At 63.5% G+C, this 15,061-nt stretch carries 13 protein-coding genes, 4 pseudogenes and 1 riboswitch; of the genes and pseudogenes, 10 read left to right on the top strand and 7 right to left on the bottom strand.

The genetic code is table 11. The annotated features are described in order from the left end of the window. The 5 genes and pseudogenes from OO306_RS26550 to OO306_RS26530 all read right to left on the bottom strand — a co-directional run. Positions 1-120 (bottom strand): annotated as a pseudogene (locus OO306_RS26550) (ArdC-like ssDNA-binding domain-containing protein); the annotation flags it as partial. 4 nt (positions 121-124) lie between these two features. Further along, on the bottom strand, positions 125-1,081 hold the full coding sequence (locus tag OO306_RS26545; protein WP_265970281.1) for a metal ABC transporter ATPase: 957 nt from the start codon (positions 1,079-1,081) through the stop codon (positions 125-127). 37 nt (positions 1,082-1,118) lie between these two features. After that, on the bottom strand, positions 1,119-1,931 hold the full coding sequence (locus OO306_RS26540; protein WP_085272294.1) for an aldo/keto reductase: 813 nt from the start codon (positions 1,929-1,931) through the stop codon (positions 1,119-1,121). After that, complete coding sequence (locus tag OO306_RS26535) at positions 1,928-3,103, bottom strand: FAD-binding oxidoreductase (RefSeq protein ID WP_027592498.1); 1,176 nt, start codon at positions 3,101-3,103, stop codon at positions 1,928-1,930. Before OO306_RS26535 ends, OO306_RS26540 begins: the two co-directional genes overlap by 4 nt. 46 nt (positions 3,104-3,149) lie before the next feature. Beyond that, entirely contained in the window at positions 3,150-3,482 is a 333-nt protein-coding gene (locus tag OO306_RS26530; RefSeq protein ID WP_008095055.1) for a multidrug efflux SMR transporter, read from the bottom strand. A gap of 85 nt (positions 3,483-3,567) precedes the next feature. Between OO306_RS26530 and OO306_RS26525 the strand changes: the two genes are divergently transcribed. Further along, positions 3,568-4,458: a LysR family transcriptional regulator gene (locus OO306_RS26525; RefSeq protein ID WP_027592499.1), complete on the top strand. Its 891-nt coding sequence runs from the start codon at positions 3,568-3,570 to the stop codon at positions 4,456-4,458. 11 nt (positions 4,459-4,469) lie between these two features. Further along, positions 4,470-5,741, top strand: a complete 1,272-nt coding sequence (gene waaA, locus OO306_RS26520) for a lipid IV(A) 3-deoxy-D-manno-octulosonic acid transferase (protein ID WP_265970280.1) — start codon at positions 4,470-4,472, stop codon at positions 5,739-5,741. Positions 5,742-5,855: 114 nt separating this feature from the next. On the opposite strand, the gene OO306_RS26515 is transcribed toward waaA, so the two are convergent. Next, positions 5,856-7,292, bottom strand: a complete 1,437-nt coding sequence (locus tag OO306_RS26515; RefSeq protein ID WP_027592501.1) for a TolC family outer membrane protein — start codon at positions 7,290-7,292, stop codon at positions 5,856-5,858. 161 nt (positions 7,293-7,453) lie between these two features. After that, positions 7,454-7,560: riboswitch (TPP riboswitch) on the top strand. A gap of 160 nt (positions 7,561-7,720) precedes the next feature. Here OO306_RS26515 and thiC point away from each other — a divergent pair. Together thiC and cytX are read left to right on the top strand one after the other, a co-directional pair. After that, positions 7,721-9,601, top strand: coding sequence for a phosphomethylpyrimidine synthase ThiC (gene thiC / locus OO306_RS26510; protein ID WP_027592502.1), 1,881 nt, complete (start codon positions 7,721-7,723; stop codon positions 9,599-9,601). 147 nt (positions 9,602-9,748) lie between these two features. Continuing rightward, positions 9,749-11,032, top strand: coding sequence for a putative hydroxymethylpyrimidine transporter CytX (gene cytX, locus OO306_RS26505; RefSeq protein ID WP_027592503.1), 1,284 nt, complete (start codon positions 9,749-9,751; stop codon positions 11,030-11,032). Here the strand turns inward: cytX and OO306_RS26500 are convergent. Then, on the bottom strand, positions 11,001-11,747 hold the full coding sequence (locus OO306_RS26500) for an RsiV family protein (RefSeq protein ID WP_027592504.1): 747 nt from the start codon (positions 11,745-11,747) through the stop codon (positions 11,001-11,003). The two genes, cytX and OO306_RS26500, sit on opposite strands and share 32 nt — an antisense overlap. A gap of 185 nt (positions 11,748-11,932) precedes the next feature. Here OO306_RS26500 and OO306_RS26495 point away from each other — a divergent pair, with 185 nt between their 5' ends. The 6 genes and pseudogenes from OO306_RS26495 to OO306_RS26470 all read left to right on the top strand — a co-directional run. Beyond that, on the top strand, positions 11,933-12,550 hold the full coding sequence (locus OO306_RS26495) for an NUDIX domain-containing protein (protein ID WP_265970279.1): 618 nt from the start codon (positions 11,933-11,935) through the stop codon (positions 12,548-12,550). Continuing rightward, positions 12,541-12,993, top strand: coding sequence for a DUF1249 domain-containing protein (locus OO306_RS26490; protein WP_027592506.1), 453 nt, complete (start codon positions 12,541-12,543; stop codon positions 12,991-12,993). The genes OO306_RS26495 and OO306_RS26490 overlap by 10 nt, the downstream gene beginning before the upstream one ends. A gap of 85 nt (positions 12,994-13,078) precedes the next feature. After that, positions 13,079-13,879 carry a 3',5'-cyclic-AMP phosphodiesterase gene (gene cpdA, locus OO306_RS26485; protein WP_265970278.1) on the top strand — a complete coding sequence of 267 codons (801 nt, stop codon included), beginning with the start codon at positions 13,079-13,081 and terminating at the stop codon, positions 13,877-13,879. Positions 13,880-14,100: 221 nt separating this feature from the next. Then, positions 14,101-14,304: pseudogene (locus OO306_RS26480) on the top strand (YqiA/YcfP family alpha/beta fold hydrolase); the annotation flags it as partial. 16 nt (positions 14,305-14,320) lie between these two features. Beyond that, positions 14,321-14,515, top strand: a pseudogene (locus OO306_RS26475) (DNA topoisomerase IV subunit B); the annotation flags it as partial. Next, positions 14,511-14,960 (top strand): annotated as a pseudogene (locus OO306_RS26470) (phosphodiesterase); the annotation flags it as partial. The pseudogenes OO306_RS26475 and OO306_RS26470, both read left to right, overlap by 5 nt. Positions 14,961-15,061: the final 101 nt, after the last annotated feature.

Genomic DNA, 15,061 nt, shown 5'->3' with positions numbered 1-15,061 from the left:
TGCTTGATTGAAGGTCAGCCAGCGATCGCGGGTGAAACCTCGCAGGCGCGCCTCGGCCCACAGCAGTGGAATGTTGATGCCGGCGTAGGGGCGTCTGGTGATGGCGTTGATGGGAAAAGGGCAGTCACGTCCGCGCCCGCGCTAGCAGCGCCCGTGCCTTGTCACCAAACCGCTGCAGGTGTGAAGCCCGCCCTGGCTTGGCCTCTACCAAGCCCTGCTGCTTCACCCAATCCCGCCAGCGAATCCGCTCTTCGGTGACCACCCAGCCTTCTTGCCGGGCAAAGCTCTCTGCCAAGTAAAGCCCGCGTGTGCTCGCCGGCACCAGCTCGTCCTTTTTCAGCGTATAGAGCTCGGCCAACGGTCGGCCTTCTTCCAATGGCATCAGGTACAGGTCTGGGCGCTTGCGATTCAGCCGGGCCACCAACTGGTCACCTTCCAGGCGTTCGTCGACATGGAACAAGCTGAGCTTTTTGGCGTCCTTGGGCACCTGCAGGCGCATGTCATAGATCAGCTGCAACGAGGCGGTCGGCAAGTGCACGTAAGCCCGTGGCCGCTCCAGCAGCATCAGCTTGCCGCAATGCACCGGCCGTGCCGCGCCAGACTCCGGCGTCAGCACAAAAGGCAGCGCTTCGCGGTAGTGCAGTGCGGCGGCGTAGGGCGCCGGTAGCCAGGTGTCGTTGAAGCGCCCGCCCAGCCAGCCTTCCGGTGTTTCCAGCAAACACTCCTCGGCCACTTCCTGGACGGCGGTGTGCAGCGGCAAGTTGAGCTCTTGAGCGGGGACGTAGCCTGAAATCAGCTTCAGCACCACGTCGCCACGGTCCTGGCGCCGCTGGCGCACCAGTACCCAGTAATCACGGTTTTGCCAATGCAGGGTCAGGCGTACCGAAACGCCCAGGTTGGCCAGCTCGGCCACGAAACGCTGTGTGTCGGGCAACTGGATGGCCCTGCGCCGCTGTTGGGTCTGGGCGAAGTTTAGCGGCATGCCGATGCTCTGGTAGACCAGGCCTTCGGCAGTTGCCTCGACATGCAGCGGCAGTGTCTTGAAGTTGCTCGGGTTCTTGCGGATCAGCGTACGCGGCACGAGGTTCCTCCTCCTGTCGGACGCCCGCGAGGGCGGCTCAATGCTGGCCCAGAATTCGGGCCACGGTGGCCACGTTATGGGCCAGGTGCAAGGGATTGATGGTGCCGACGATAGCACTGCTGACCCCCGGGTGGGAGAACAGCAGCTCGAAACTGGCCTGCACCGGGTCAACCCCAGGCGCCAGGCAGATGTGCCCGCTGGCCAAGGCTTTTTTAACCAGAATCGCCTTGCCGTGCTCGGCAGCGTAGTCCAGCACCGGGCGTTCTGCCTGCTCGTTCAGGTTATAGGTGACCATGGCGCAGTCGCCCTGTTCCAGGGCTTTGAGGCCGCCGGCGACGGTCTTGCCGGACAGCCCGTAGCCGAGGATCTTGCCTTCCTGCTTGAGGGCGGCCAGTGTCTGGTAGACCTCTTGCTGTTCGAGGATGGCCAAGTCATTGCCGTCGGAATGCACCAACACCAGTTCGATGTGGTCGGTTTCCAGCAGGCGCAGGCTGCGTTCGACCGAGCGGCGGGTATGGGCGGCGCTGAAGTCGAAGTGGGAGAGCCCGTTGTCGAATTCTTCGCCGACCTTGCTGACGATCACCCACTCATCACGCTGGCCGCGCAGCAGTGGGCCAAGGCGCTCTTCGCTGCGGCCATAGGCCGGGGCGGTGTCGATCAGGTTGATACCCAGTTCGCGTGCCTGGGCCAGCAGCATGCGGGCCTCGTCATCGCCGGGGATGGTGAAACCGGTCGGGTACTTCACGCCTTGGTCGCGGCCCAACTTGACCGTGCCCAGGCCCAGGGGCGAAACGGTGAGGCCGGTGCTGCCCAGGGGGCGATGGAAGTCGTGCAGGGTCGGCAGGCTCATGGCAGCAGTTGCTCCCAAGCAGGTACGCCCAGCGCAGGGCGTGGTAGGCCAGAGAGATCGGCTTGGGCACTGGGGCGTATGCCATCGCGCTCAAGCTTGGCGATTACCCGGTCACTGAAGTCCGGGGCCAGCGCCAACTTGGTCGGCCAGCCCACCAGCAGGCGTTGCTGGTCGGCAATAAACGCGTTGTCCGGGCGTACCAGGCCCGACTGTGCCGGTTCGGCGCGGTCGACGCGCAGGGTGGCCCAGCGAATCTGGCTTTGGTCGACCCACGGCAGCAGGTTGCCGATTTCCTTTTGCGCTGCGGCAATCTGCGCGGCAGGCTCACGCGCCACGCCATCGGCCTCGGCCAGGTCGCCGCCGAGGTACCAGACCCACTGGCCATCCGCCGCCGGGTGGGTGGTAATGGTGACCCGTGGCTTGGGCCCACCGCCCAGGCAGTGTGCATACAGTGGCTTGAGGTTCGGCCCCTTGGCCATGACCATGTGCAACGGGCGACGTTGCATGGCCGGCTGGCTCAGGCCCAAGGCGTGCAGCACGTCTTCGGTGCCGGCGCCGGCGCTGAGCACGATACGTTGCGCACGGATTTCACGGTCGTCCACGCGCAGGCCAACCAGCTCGTCGCCATCACGCAGGGGTTCGATACGTTCGCCGGCGAGCAGGCTGTCGCCGGCCAGCTCGGCCAGGTTGGCCAGCAGGCTGGGCACGTCGATGACCAGCTCGGCCAGGCGATAGACCTTGCCCTTGAAGTCGCGGTCCTGCAGCGCAGGTGGCAGTTGCTCACCCTTGACCTGATCGACGCGGCCGCGCACGGCCTTGCTGGCAAAGAAGCTGGTGAGGTTACCGGCCAGGGTGCCGGGGGACCAGAGGTAGTGCGCGTCGGACAGCAGGCGCGTCTTGCCTAGCGGCAGCTCGCCATCGCCCGCCAAGGCCTCGCGCCAGCGTCGCGGCATGTCGGCGATCGCTTCCGAGGCGCCGGTCAGGGCGCCGTGCAGGGCGTACTTGGTGCCGCCGTGGATGATGCCCTGGGACTTGATGGTCTGCTCGCCACCCAGGCTGGCGCGTTCCACCAGCACGGTCGAATAGCCCTGGCGGCGCAACCGGGCATTGAGCCAGAGGCCTGCGACCCCGGCGCCGACGATCAGCACGTCAGTGGAAATGGCGGTTGGCATGGCGGTACCTCGAAGACTGGGACAGCTGGCAAGTATACAGCCCGCATCAATGCCCGGCAGTTTTCGAAAACAGCTGAATCACAACCACCCCGCCAACGATCATCGCCATGCCCAGCATTGCGGGCACATCCAGCTTCTGCCCGTAGATCACCAGCGCTGCCACACTGATCAGCACAATCCCCAGCCCCGACCAGATGGCATAAGCGATACCCACCGGAATGCTGCGCACCACCAGGGTCAGCATCCAGAAGGCAATGCCATAACCGACCACCATCAACAGCAATGGCAACGGCGTGCTCAGGCCCTTCACTGCTTTCATGGAGGCAGTGGCGATGACTTCGGCGCAGATGGCAATAGCGAGGTAGGTGTAGGCGTTCATGGCAATTCTCCGGTGACTAGTCGGGCATTCTAGACGCCGCCTGGATGCGGTAAAGTCATTACCTATCACCATGGGAGATAGGTTGATGGCGGAACACTGGAACCTCGACCAACTGCGCACCTTCGTCCGCGTCGTCGAGCTGCGCTCGTTCTCCGCCGTTGCCCGTGAGCAGCGCAAAGCGCAGTCGGCAATCAGCACTGCAATCGCCATGCTTGAAGCCGACCTGGGCGTGACCCTGTTCGACCGCAGCAGCGGCCGCCAGCCCAAGTTGACCGAAAACGGTACCGCGCTGCTGGAGGACGCCCGCGAGCTGCTGCGCCAATGCGAGCGCCTCGACGGCCGTGCCCTGGCCCTGATGCGTGGGCAGGAAGCCCTGCTGCGTGTCGCCCAGGACGAGGCCATGCCCTATCAACCGGTGATCGACAGCCTCGATGAACTGGCCAGCCGCTACCCGTACCTGGAAGTGCAACTGGCCAGCGGCGCCCAGGGCGATGTGGCGCGCAAGTTGGTGGAGCGGCGTGCCGACCTTGGCCTGTTCTTTCATCACGAAAGCATGCCGGCATCGCTGGAGCGTCGTGCCTTGGGCAGTGTGGAAATGGTCACGGTGTGCGCGGTCGGCCATCCACTGGCGCAGCAGGCCAAGGTCAACCGCCAGCAGTTGGCGCGCCATCGCCAGCTATTGATCGCCCCGCAACAGAGTGGCTACCCCGGCGGCGAGGCGATCAGCCCGCAGATCTGGCGTGCCGACAGCTTCTACGCCATGGCCGAGCTGCTGATGCGTGGCCTGGGCTGGGCGTGGTTGCCCCGGCACGTGGTGCAGTACCCCACTTACCAGGCGCACATGGTCGAGCTCGCCAGCGAGTGGCGGCCACCGGCACTGGTCGTAGAACTGGCTTGGCGCCGTGACGAGCCATTGGGGCCTGCCGCGCAATGGCTGGCCGAGCGCTTTGCGGTGCACCTGCGCGCGATCGGGTAAACTTCGCCGCCATGAACAGAACTCTTTACACCTTGCTGTTTCACCTGGGCCTGCCACTGGTTGCGCTGCGCCTGTTCCTGCGGGCGCGCAAGGCACCGGCCTACGGCCAGCGCATCGGCGAGCGCTTTGCCTTCGGCCTGCCGCCCATGCGCCAGGGCGGCATCTGGGTGCATGCGGTGTCGGTGGGCGAAAGCATTGCCGCCGCGCCCATGGTGCGGGCGCTGCTGAAGGCCTACCCAGGCCTGCCGATCACGCTTACCTGCATGACCCCGACCGGGTCGGAGCGCATTCGTGCGATGTTCGCCGATGAACCGCGTGTGCAGCATTGCTACCTGCCCTACGACCTGCCGTGGGCGGCCGGGCGTTTTCTCGACCATGTGCAGCCGAAGCTGGGCATCATCATGGAAACCGAACTGTGGCCTAACCATATTCACCAGTGTGCCAAGCGTGGCATCCCGGTGGCGCTGGCCAATGCGCGGTTGTCCGAGCGCTCGGCCCGTGGTTATGGGCGTTTTGCCAAGTTGACCCGGCCGATGCTCGCCGAGATGAACCTGATCGCGGTACAGACCGAAACCGAAGCGCAGCGCTTTCGCGACCTGGGCGCGCGCCCTGAATGCGTGCAGGTGACCGGTTCGATCAAGTTCGACCTGAAGGTCGATGACCAGTTGCTGCCGCGCGCCAAGGCGCTGCGCGAGCAATGGGGCGCCAGCCAGCGCCCGGTATGGATTGCCGCCAGCACCCATGAAGGTGAAGACGCGCTGATCCTGCAGGCACATCAGAAGCTGCTGCAGGTGCACGGCGATGCGCTGCTGATCCTGGTACCACGCCACCCCGAGCGGTTCGATGCAGTGCATGCCCTGTGCAGCGAACAGTTCACCACCGTGCGCCGCTCTGCCGGCACCCCGGTCGATGACCAGGCCCGCGTGCTGCTTGGCGATACCATGGGCGAGTTGCTGTTCCTCTACGCCCTGGCCGACATCGCCTTCGTCGGCGGCAGCCTGGTCGCCACTGGCGGCCACAACCCGCTCGAGCCCGCAGCACTGGCTTTGCCGGTGATCATGGGGCCGCATGTGTTCAACTTCCTGGAGATCAGCGCGATGCTGAAGGACGCCGGGGCGCTGCAGCAGATCGAAGATGCCGACGGGCTGGCCGAGGCGGTACGGCGGTTGATCGAGTTGCCGCAGGATCGTCAGCGCATGGGCGAGGCAGGCAGGGCGGTGATGCGGGCAAACCAGGGCGCCTTGCAGCGGTTGCTGGATGGGCTGGGCGCGCTTATCCGCTGAGATAGGCGATTGCTTCTTCGCGGGTAAACCCGCTCCCACAGGGGTGGTGCTTTCCTTGCGAGCTGCACGAAACCAGTGGGAGCGGGTTTACCCGCGAATGGCGCGACATCTATCTCAGGGCCTGCGCTCGAAGTTCTTCGCCGCCGCCGCCGCCAGGTCCGGTGGCAGGAAGTCCTTGTCCGGGTTGTAGTCAGGCTTCAGGTAGCGCCCGAGGTCTTGCAGGTCTTGCGGGCTCAGGGTTCCCGCCGCCTGCTTCAGGCTCAGGTTGTCGAGAATGTAGTCATAGCGGCTGTTGTTGTAATCACGCACCGATGTGTACAGCTGGCGCTGGGCGTCGAGTACGTCGACGATGTTGCGGGTACCGACCTGGTAGCCGATTTCGGTGGCTTCGAGCGCGCTCTGGTTGGAAATGATCGACTGTTTGCGTGCCTGCACCTGTTCCACATCGGTGTTCACCGCGCGGTGCAGGTTGCGGGTGTTTTCCACCACCTGGCGGCGCAGGCTTTCGCGCTGTTGCTCGCTCTGGCTCAGGCGCTGGTAGGCCTCGCGCACTTGCGAGCTGGTCAGGCCGCCACTGTAGATGGGGATGTTCAGTTGCAGGCCGATACTGGTCTGTTCCACATCGCTGCCATAACGCACGTTTGGCTGCGCGGGCGAGTTGGTGAAGCCCAGGCTGTCGTTATCGCCTTTCTGGTATTTGGCGACCGCATCCACGGTTGGGGCATGGCCGGCCTTGCGCTGGCGCAGGGTTTCTTCGGCGGCATCGACGGCATAGTTGGTCGCCAGTAGGTTGAGGTTCTGGCGGGCAGCGGTTTCTACCCAGGACTTGGCGTCATTGGGCGTAGGCACCTGGATCGGTAAGGTGTGGACCACACCCTGGATCGACGAGTACTCGCGGTTGGTCAACGTCACCAGCGCCTCGAAGGCATCCTGCACCTGGCGTTCGGCGATGATCCGGTTGGCCCGGGCCGTGTCGTAGCTGGCCTGGGACTGCAAGACGTCGGTCTTGTCGGAAAGGCCCACGTCGAAACGTTCGTTGGACTGGTCGAGCTGGCGCTTGAAGGCGGATTCCTCGGCCTTGGTCGCGGCCAGGTTGTCCTGGGCCCGGAGCACCGCAAAGTAGTTTTGCGCGGTTTGCAGAATCAGGTTCTGCTCAGTGGCAGACAATTCCAGCGCCGCCTGTTCGTTGACCGCCTCGGCCGCCTGCAACTGGAACCAGCGGTCGGCACGGAACACCGGCTGCGCCAGGGTGGCGCTCCAGGAGTTGCCGCTGCGGTTGGCGGTGAGGGACGGCTCGTCGAGCTTGGTGCGGGTGTTCATCATCTCGGCACCGGCCGACAGGTTCGGCAGCAGGCCGGCGCGGGCCTGTGGGACGACTTCGCGGCGGGCGCCATAATCGGCGCGGGCTGCCGCAAGATCGGCGTTGTTGTCGACCGCTTCCTGGTAGACGCTGACCAGGTCGGTTTTAACCGTCATGGGCATTTCTGCTGCCCAGGCCATTCCGTTGGACGCACAAGACACGGCTATCGCCAGTGAGAGTTTGCGCAGCATAGAGGCAATCCTTGTACGAAATATAATTACTGAACTGTTGAGTATCGAGCGATGGGCCAGTGTAGTGCCATGCGCCCCCGGCAACAATCGCCCAGTGCGCCTTTCATCATCACCCGTATTTACCCGCTTGGCTTTGCCGACCACTCCAGTCTAGACTGCGCATGTTCTTGTCGGGGTGCCTTGAAGCAAAGGCTGAGATCGCAAAGTTGCGGATCCCGTTGAACCTGATCAGGTTAGCGCCTGCGTAGGGAACAAGATTGCTCGCCTTCCCGGGGAGCCTCTTGTGCCAGGTCCGGGAATGTCTCAGCTGCAAGCAGCTTACGGCACCCCCATGTATCCGGCACTGCACACCCGTAAAGGGGTGCGTCCGCGTCTTTCAGGTTCTCCCCGACATTCCATCCGCTAGGAAGCTGTCTGGAGAGCCCGTGATGAGCAAACAAGAAAAAACGATCAACCTCAGCGAATCGGCACAAGTCGATCAGCAGTCCGTGCAACCGTTCCCCCGTTCGCGCAAGGTCTATGTCGAAGGCTCCCGCCCGGACATCCGCGTGCCCATGCGCGAAATCAGCCTGCACGACACCCCTACCGATTTCGGCGGCGAGACCAACGCCCCGGTGCTGGTCTACGACACTTCCGGCCCCTACACCGACCCTAACGTCATCATCGACGTGCGCAAAGGCCTGGCCGACGTGCGTTCGGCCTGGATCGACGCGCGTGGCGACACCGAGCGCCTGGGCGGCTTGAGTTCCGACTTCGGCCAACAGCGCCTGAACGATGCAGAGCTGGCCAAGCTGCGCTTCAACCACGTGCGCAACCCGCGCCGCGCCAAGGCGGGCGTCAACGTCTCGCAGATGCACTATGCCCGCCAGGGCATCATCACCGCCGAGATGGAATACGTTGCCATCCGCGAGAACATGAAGCTGCAGGAAGCCCGCGCCGCCGGCCTGCTTGACCAGCAGCACGCGGGCCACAGCTTCGGCGCCAACATCCCGAAAGAAATCACCCCCGAGTTCGTCCGCGAAGAAATCGCCCGCGGCCGCGCGATCATCCCGGCCAACATCAACCACACCGAGTTGGAGCCGATGATCATCGGCCGCAACTTCCTGGTGAAGATCAACGGCAACATCGGCAACAGCGCCCTGGGCTCCTCGATCGAGGAAGAAGTGGCCAAGCTGACCTGGGGGATTCGCTGGGGTTCGGACACGGTCATGGACCTGTCCACCGGCAAGCACATTCACGAAACCCGCGAGTGGATCATCCGTAACTCGCCCGTGCCGATCGGTACCGTGCCGATCTACCAGGCCCTGGAAAAAGTCGGCGGTGTCGCTGAAGACCTGACCTGGGAGCTGTTCCGCGACACCCTGATCGAGCAGGCCGAGCAGGGCGTGGACTACTTCACCATCCACGCCGGTGTGCTGCTGCGCTATGTGCCGCTGACCGCCAAGCGCGTTACCGGCATCGTCAGCCGGGGCGGTTCGATCATGGCCAAGTGGTGCCTGGCGCATCACCAGGAAAACTTCCTGTACACCCACTTCGACGAAATCTGCGAAATCATGAAGGCCTACGACGTCAGCTTCTCGCTGGGCGACGGCCTGCGTCCGGGCTCGATTGCCGACGCCAACGATGCTGCGCAGTTCGGTGAGCTGGAAACCCTCGGCGAGCTGACCAAGATCGCCTGGAAGCACGACGTGCAGTGCATGATCGAAGGCCCGGGCCATGTGCCGATGCAGTTGATCAAGGAGAACATGGACAAGCAGCTCGAATGCTGCGACGAGGCGCCGTTCTACACCCTTGGCCCGCTGACCACCGACATTGCGCCGGGTTACGACCACATCACCTCCGGTATCGGCGCGGCGATGATCGGCTGGTTCGGTTGCGCCATGCTGTGCTACGTGACGCCCAAGGAGCACCTGGGCCTGCCGAACAAGGATGACGTCAAGACCGGCATCATCACCTACAAGATCGCCGCCCATGCCGCCGACCTTGCCAAAGGCCACCCGGGCGCGCAGATTCGTGACAACGCCTTGTCCAAGGCGCGTTTCGAGTTTCGCTGGGAAGACCAGTTCAACCTTGGCCTCGACCCGGACACCGCCCGCGCGTACCACGACGAAACCTTGCCTAAGGAATCGGCCAAGGTCGCGCACTTCTGCTCGATGTGTGGGCCGAAGTTCTGCTCGATGAAAATCACCCAGGAAGTGCGTGAGTACGCCGCCAAGATCGAAGCCGTGGACGTGACGGTTGAAGAAGGCATGCGTGAGCAGGCCGAGCGGTTCCGCCAGGAAGGCAGCCAGTTGTACAAAAAAGTGTAAGGCAATCCGTCACCACCGTGGGAGCGGGCTTGCCCCGCGAAAGCGTCAGCTTGGCCAGCGCGATTGGCAGGCCAGACGCCTTCGCGGGGCAAGCCCGCTCCCACCGTTGGATGCCTGTTCATCCCAATCTTTGCGGCGATCACAACAATGACCACCCCCAGCCATTTTTCCCCGGACCACCCGGTCCCCACCAGCCAACGCATCTTCGGCTTCGGCGACCTGTTCTCACTGTGGTTCTCCCTCGGCATCGGCTTGATGGTGCTGCAGGTCGGCGCCATGCTTGCTCCAGGCATGGGCCTTGCCAGCGCGGTGCTGGCCATCGCCCTTGGCACCGGTGTGGGCGTGCTGTTACTCGGGGCGGCGGGTGTCATCGGCAGCGACACTGGCCTGTCTGCCATGGGCACCCTGCGGCTCAGCCTGGGCAGCCATGGCGCCCGCTTGCCGGCAGTGCTCAACCTGCTGCAGCTGGTGGGTTGGGGGGCGTTCGAGATCATCGTCATGCGCGACGCGGCCAGCCTGCTCGGCGCGCGTACCTTCGGTGAAGGCAGTGCGTGGAACAGCCCTATGCTCTGGACCCTGTGCTTCGGCGCCCTGGCGACCCTGCTTGCAGTCAGCGGGCCGCTGGCGTTCGTGCGCAAGGTGTTGCGCACGTGGGGCATCTGGGTGCTGTTGGGCGCGTGCCTGTGGCTGACCTGGAACCTGTTCGCCAAAGCCGACTTGGCCGACCTGTGGCAACGCGCCGGTGACGGCTCGATGTCGCTGGCCGTCGGCTTCGACATCGTTATCGCCATGCCGCTGTCGTGGTTGCCGCTGATCGCCGACTACTCGCGGTTCGCCCGCAGCGGCAAGCGCGTGTTCGGCGGTACCGTGCTGGGCTACTTCATCGGCAATACCTGGCTGATGAGCCTGGGCGTCGCCTACACCTTGGCCTTTGCCCCCAGCGGCGAAGCCAATGCCTTGCTGCTGGCCCTGGCAGGTGCTGGGCTGGGTATACCGTTGCTGTTGATTCTGCTGGACGAGTCGGAAAAAGCCTTTGCCGACATTCATTCGGCCGCCGTTTCCACCGGCGTGCTGGTACGCCTGAAAGTCGAGCACCTGGCGCTGGCCATTGGTGTGCTGTGCACCCTGATCGCGCTGTTCGCGCCACTGGCCCAGTACGAAAACTTCTTGCTGCTGATCGGTTCGGTATTTGCGCCGCTGTTCGGCGTGGTGCTGATGGACCACTACGTGATCCGTCACCGCCGCCTGCCGTCACAGGTCGATGGCTTGCACTGGCAGGCGTTGCTGGCCTGGGCCGTGGGTGTGGCGGCTTATCACCTGATTGCCGCGCAAGCACCGGACCTGGGCGCAACCCTGCCGGCGCTAGTGCTGGCAGGTGTGCTGCATGCGCTACTGAGCTTCAGCCGCGGCCGGGAAACAGCTCGGGCTTGATCACGCCGTTCAGGCGCGGGTAGGGGATCTTCAGCTCGACGTGGCCCATGGAGTAGGGCGCGATGGCATAGACCTCATACTTGACCACCACCGCGCCGTACGTCAGGGCGATGTGCGGCGACCGCTTGAAGGGCCAGGTCTTGACGAAGTCGGCGTCCTTGTCCATGCCGACGCTGATCATCCACGCGCGGTGCGACTCTTCGACGGTCTTCCAGAAGGTCTCTTCCTGGCCGGGCACCAGCATGTCCTGCAGGGTCAGTACCTTGTCCAGCTTGCGCGAATAGTTGATGAAGCCGCGCCCTGGCATGCCATGGGCGCCACCGCTGTCCAGGTAGCTGGACAGTTCGATGATCACCAGCCCGTCATGCTGTTCGCGTACCTTGGCTTGCAAGTAGCTGCTGTTGCGCTTGTCGGCGCTGGCCAGGTACTGCTGCTCATACGCCTGCAGGGTGGTTGGCGCGGCGCCGTGCTGGTTGTCTTCGGTCAGCTGCAGCAGGCGCTGTTCGACGATGGCGTCGAGCTTGGGCTGGGCCGGGAAGTGAAGGGTGTCGATGTTTACCAGCGGGCAGTCGCTTTCGCTGCAGCCGGGTTTGACGTGCTCCCAGGCGTCACGCTTGACCTCGAGCGGGGCCCGGTAGTTGGGCGTGAACAGACTCTGGCAGGCACCCAGGGCCAGTGCCAGCACAGCCACGGAAGTCAGTTTGACAAGTGTCATGATGATCCTTGCAGAACAGGGAAAAGTCGGCCTTTGACCGTCGGCGCGACCGTCAGTTCGCCACTAAGCTAACAGACAGAAGGCGCGCTGTCCCGACTGCGCGAACGGTTGCCGGAAAGGGGTGAAACGCGCCAAAGTGCGGAGTAGGATGGCGCGATGCAGTATTTGAGGCCATGAGGATTTCCATGTCAGACGCGTTGAATTCAGTGCCCAAGGGCTTCGAGCTCATCGAGCGGGCCAATTGCTTCCAGGGCTTTTATAAGCTCGACAAGCTTCGCCTGCGCCATGAACTGTTCGCCGGGGGCATGGGCCGCGAGATCAGCCGCGAACTGTTCGTGCGCCACGATGCGGTTTGTGTATTGCCCTACGATCCACTGCGTGACGAGGTGGTGCTGATCGAGCAGTTTCGTGTCGGTGCGCTCGACAAGGTCGCCAACCCTTGGCTGATCGAGATGGTCGCCGGGCTGATCGACAAGGACGAGCAACCTGAAGAGGTCGCACACCGCGAGGCCGAAGAAGAGGCCGGGCTTACGTTCAGCGCTTTGTGGCCAATGACCCGCTACTTCCCATCGCCCGGTGGCAGTGACGAATTCGTCCACTTGTTCCTGGGGCGCTGCACCAGCGAGGGCGCGGGCGGCCTGCATGGCCTGGAAGAAGAGGGCGAAGACATTCGCGTGCGTGTGTGGTCGTTCGAGGATGCCTTGCAGGCCGTGCGTGATGGCCGTATCTGCAACGCCGCGACGATTATCGGCCTGCAATGGCTGGCGCTTAACAGAGACGAAGTTCGAGGTATGTGGAAGTGAACCTGCTGCGCGAGCGATATCGGGTTGACCTGGTCGGGCTGCAAGCAGCCTGCGAGGCCAATTACGCCCGGCTGATGCGTTTGTTACCAGACATGCGCACTACCCAGAGCTCGCGTCGCATCGGCATGACCCAGGGCGACCAGATGCTCGGTGTGCTGGTGCTCGATGTCGTGCTGGCCTGCCCTTATACCACCACCCTGCACGTGCGCCAGGAACACAGCTTGCCGTGGCTGCCGGTGCCGCACCTTGAGGTGCAGGTGTACCACGATGCACGCATGGCCGAGGTGGTCAGCGCCGAGCATGCCCGGCGCTTGCGCAGCATTTACCCTTATCCGAATGCGGGTATGCACCAGCCGGACGAAAAAGCGCAGCTCAACCTGTTCCTCGGTGAATGGCTGAGCCACTGCCTGGCCTGCGGTCATGAACTGGCAAGTGTTCGCTGAAATGTGATGTGCGTCGGTTTCGGGTGTTTGCTCGCAACCGTTGCGCAGCCATAATTCGTGCTGAATCCGTTCGAGGAGACGGCCGTTGCCGCACCTAGACCCAACCCGCCCCGTGCATGTGGTGCAACTCACCGATGCCCACCTGTTCGCCGACCCGGCCGGTACCCTGCTTGGCCTGAACACCCGTGACAGCCTGCGCCATGTGGTCGCCCAAGTGCGCCGCGAGCAGCCGCCCATCGATTTGCTGCTGTGCACCGGCGATCTGTCCCAGGATGCCAGCGTTGCTTCCTATGAGGCGTTCCGTGAGCTGACCGCACCGTTCGCCGTGCCCACCCGCTGGTTGCCGGGTAACCATGACGAGGCGCAGGTAATGGCGCAGGTGGCGCCGGAGCTGGTGCAGGCGGTAACCGACATTGGCGCATGGCGCGTTGTCATGCTCAATACGGCCGTGCACGGTGCTACCCACGGTTTTCTGGAAGACGACCAACTGGCCGCGTTGGAATCAGCCTTGAAACAGGCCGGTGAGCGCCATTGCCTGGTGTGCTTCCACCATCAGCCGGTGGACATCGGCTGCGCCTGGATCGCGCCCATCGGGCTGCGCAATGCCCAGGCATTGTTCGCCATCGTTGAACGTTATCCACAGGTGCGGGCGTTGCTCTGGGGGCATATCCACCAGACGTGGGATGAACTGCGCGATGGGCTGCGCTTGATGGCCACGCCGTCGACCTGCATTCAGTTCGCGGCGCAAAGCGAGGACTTCAAGGTGAGCGAAGAGCAGCCTGGCTATCGCTGGTTGCGCTTACATGCCGACGGGCGGTTGGAGACGGGCGTGGAGCGGGCACGGGACTTCGAGGTGAAACTGGACTTCGACAGCCCGGGGTATTGAACTTCAGGCAATACATCTTCCTTGTAGGAGCAGCCTTGTGCTGCGAAGAGGCCAGCTGCAAAAACACCGATCTTGGGTCTTGCCACCGGCCTCTTCGCAGCACAAGGCTGCTCCTACACGGAAAGCGCCCTTTGAATGCCCGGAAGTGCCTGAAGAAAGTGTTGCGAAATCCCCCTCACTGCGTCAAAACCCGGCGAACGCGCTACTCTGCGCGTCCCTGCGCCAGCGAAACCCTGGATTATCGCCACGCCGAGCGCTATTACCGAGCGTGTGCATTGCGCATCCAAGCCGGTGGCGACCACAGCTTCCAGGGCTTTGTCGAGCGCCTGCCTACACTGCTGGCCTGTGCCGGGATTGCCCCGGGCGCGTATGCTCGACTTTTCCGTGCTCTGAGCTTTGTACCTAGCACTTTTGCATTCACCTGACTGACGACAAGACCCCATGGCCAATCCCAGCACTAGCGCCTATAACTCAGACTCCAACGAAGTCCTCTCGGGCCTTGATCCGGTACGCAAGCGACCGAGCATGTACACCGACACCAGCGGACTGAACCACTTGGCCTATGAAGTCGTCGACAACAGTGTCGACGAAGCCCTGGCCGGTCACGTCCGTTCGAGGCAGGTCATCCTCCATCAACACGGCCGTGCACGGAGCTACCCACGGTTTCCTGGAAGACGACCAACTGGCCGCGCTGGAATCTGACTTGAAACAGGCCGGTTAGCGCCATTGCCTGGTGTGCTTTCACGATCAGCCGGTGGACATCGGCTGCGCCTGGATCGCGCCCATCGGGCTGCGCAATGCCCAGGCATTGTTCGCCATCGTTGAACGTTATCCTCAGGTGCGGGCGTTGCTCTGGGGGCATATCCACCAGAGGTGGGATGAACTGCGCGAGGGGTTGCGCTTGATGGCCACGCCGTCGACCTGCATTCAGTTCGCGGCGCAAAGTGAGGACTTCAAGGTGAGCGAAGAGCAGCCTGGCTATCGCTGGTTGCGCTTGCATGCCGACGGGCGGCTGGAGAGCGGCGTGGAGCGGGCACGGGACTTCGAGGTGAAACTGGACTTCGACAGCCCGGGGTATTGAGCTTCAGGCAATACATCTTCCTTGTAGGAGCAGCCTTGTGCTGCGAAGAGGCCAACTGCAAAAACGCCGATCTTGGTTCTTGCCACCGGCCTCTTCGCAGC

The organism is Pseudomonas sp. DCB_AW, assembly GCF_026240895.1.
Lineage (GTDB): Bacteria > Pseudomonadota > Gammaproteobacteria > Pseudomonadales > Pseudomonadaceae > Aquipseudomonas > Aquipseudomonas kermanshahensis.
Note: the sequence above shows the minus strand (reverse complement) of the source record. Positions and strands in the feature narration are given on the sequence as shown.

Bases quoted from the DNA above. Each gene is read 5' to 3' on its own strand.
- OO306_RS26515 (WP_027592501.1), bottom strand. From the start codon at position 7,292: ATGCTGCGCAAACTCTCACTGGCGATAGCCGTGTCTTGTGCGTCCAAC.
- OO306_RS26525 (WP_027592499.1), top strand. From the start codon at position 3,568: ATGGCGGAACACTGGAACCTCGACCAACTGCGCACCTTCGTCCGCGTC.
- OO306_RS26540 (WP_085272294.1), bottom strand. From the start codon at position 1,931: ATGAGCCTGCCGACCCTGCACGACTTCCATCGCCCCCTGGGCAGCACC.
- OO306_RS26500 (WP_027592504.1), bottom strand. From the start codon at position 11,747: ATGACACTTGTCAAACTGACTTCCGTGGCTGTGCTGGCACTGGCCCTG.
- OO306_RS26495 (WP_265970279.1), top strand. From the start codon at position 11,933: ATGTCAGACGCGTTGAATTCAGTGCCCAAGGGCTTCGAGCTCATCGAG.
- waaA (WP_265970280.1), top strand. From the start codon at position 4,470: ATGAACAGAACTCTTTACACCTTGCTGTTTCACCTGGGCCTGCCACTG.
- thiC (WP_027592502.1), top strand. From the start codon at position 7,721: ATGAGCAAACAAGAAAAAACGATCAACCTCAGCGAATCGGCACAAGTC.
- OO306_RS26535 (WP_027592498.1), bottom strand. From the start codon at position 3,103: ATGCCAACCGCCATTTCCACTGACGTGCTGATCGTCGGCGCCGGGGTC.
- OO306_RS26530 (WP_008095055.1), bottom strand. From the start codon at position 3,482: ATGAACGCCTACACCTACCTCGCTATTGCCATCTGCGCCGAAGTCATC.
- cytX (WP_027592503.1), top strand. From the start codon at position 9,749: ATGACCACCCCCAGCCATTTTTCCCCGGACCACCCGGTCCCCACCAGC.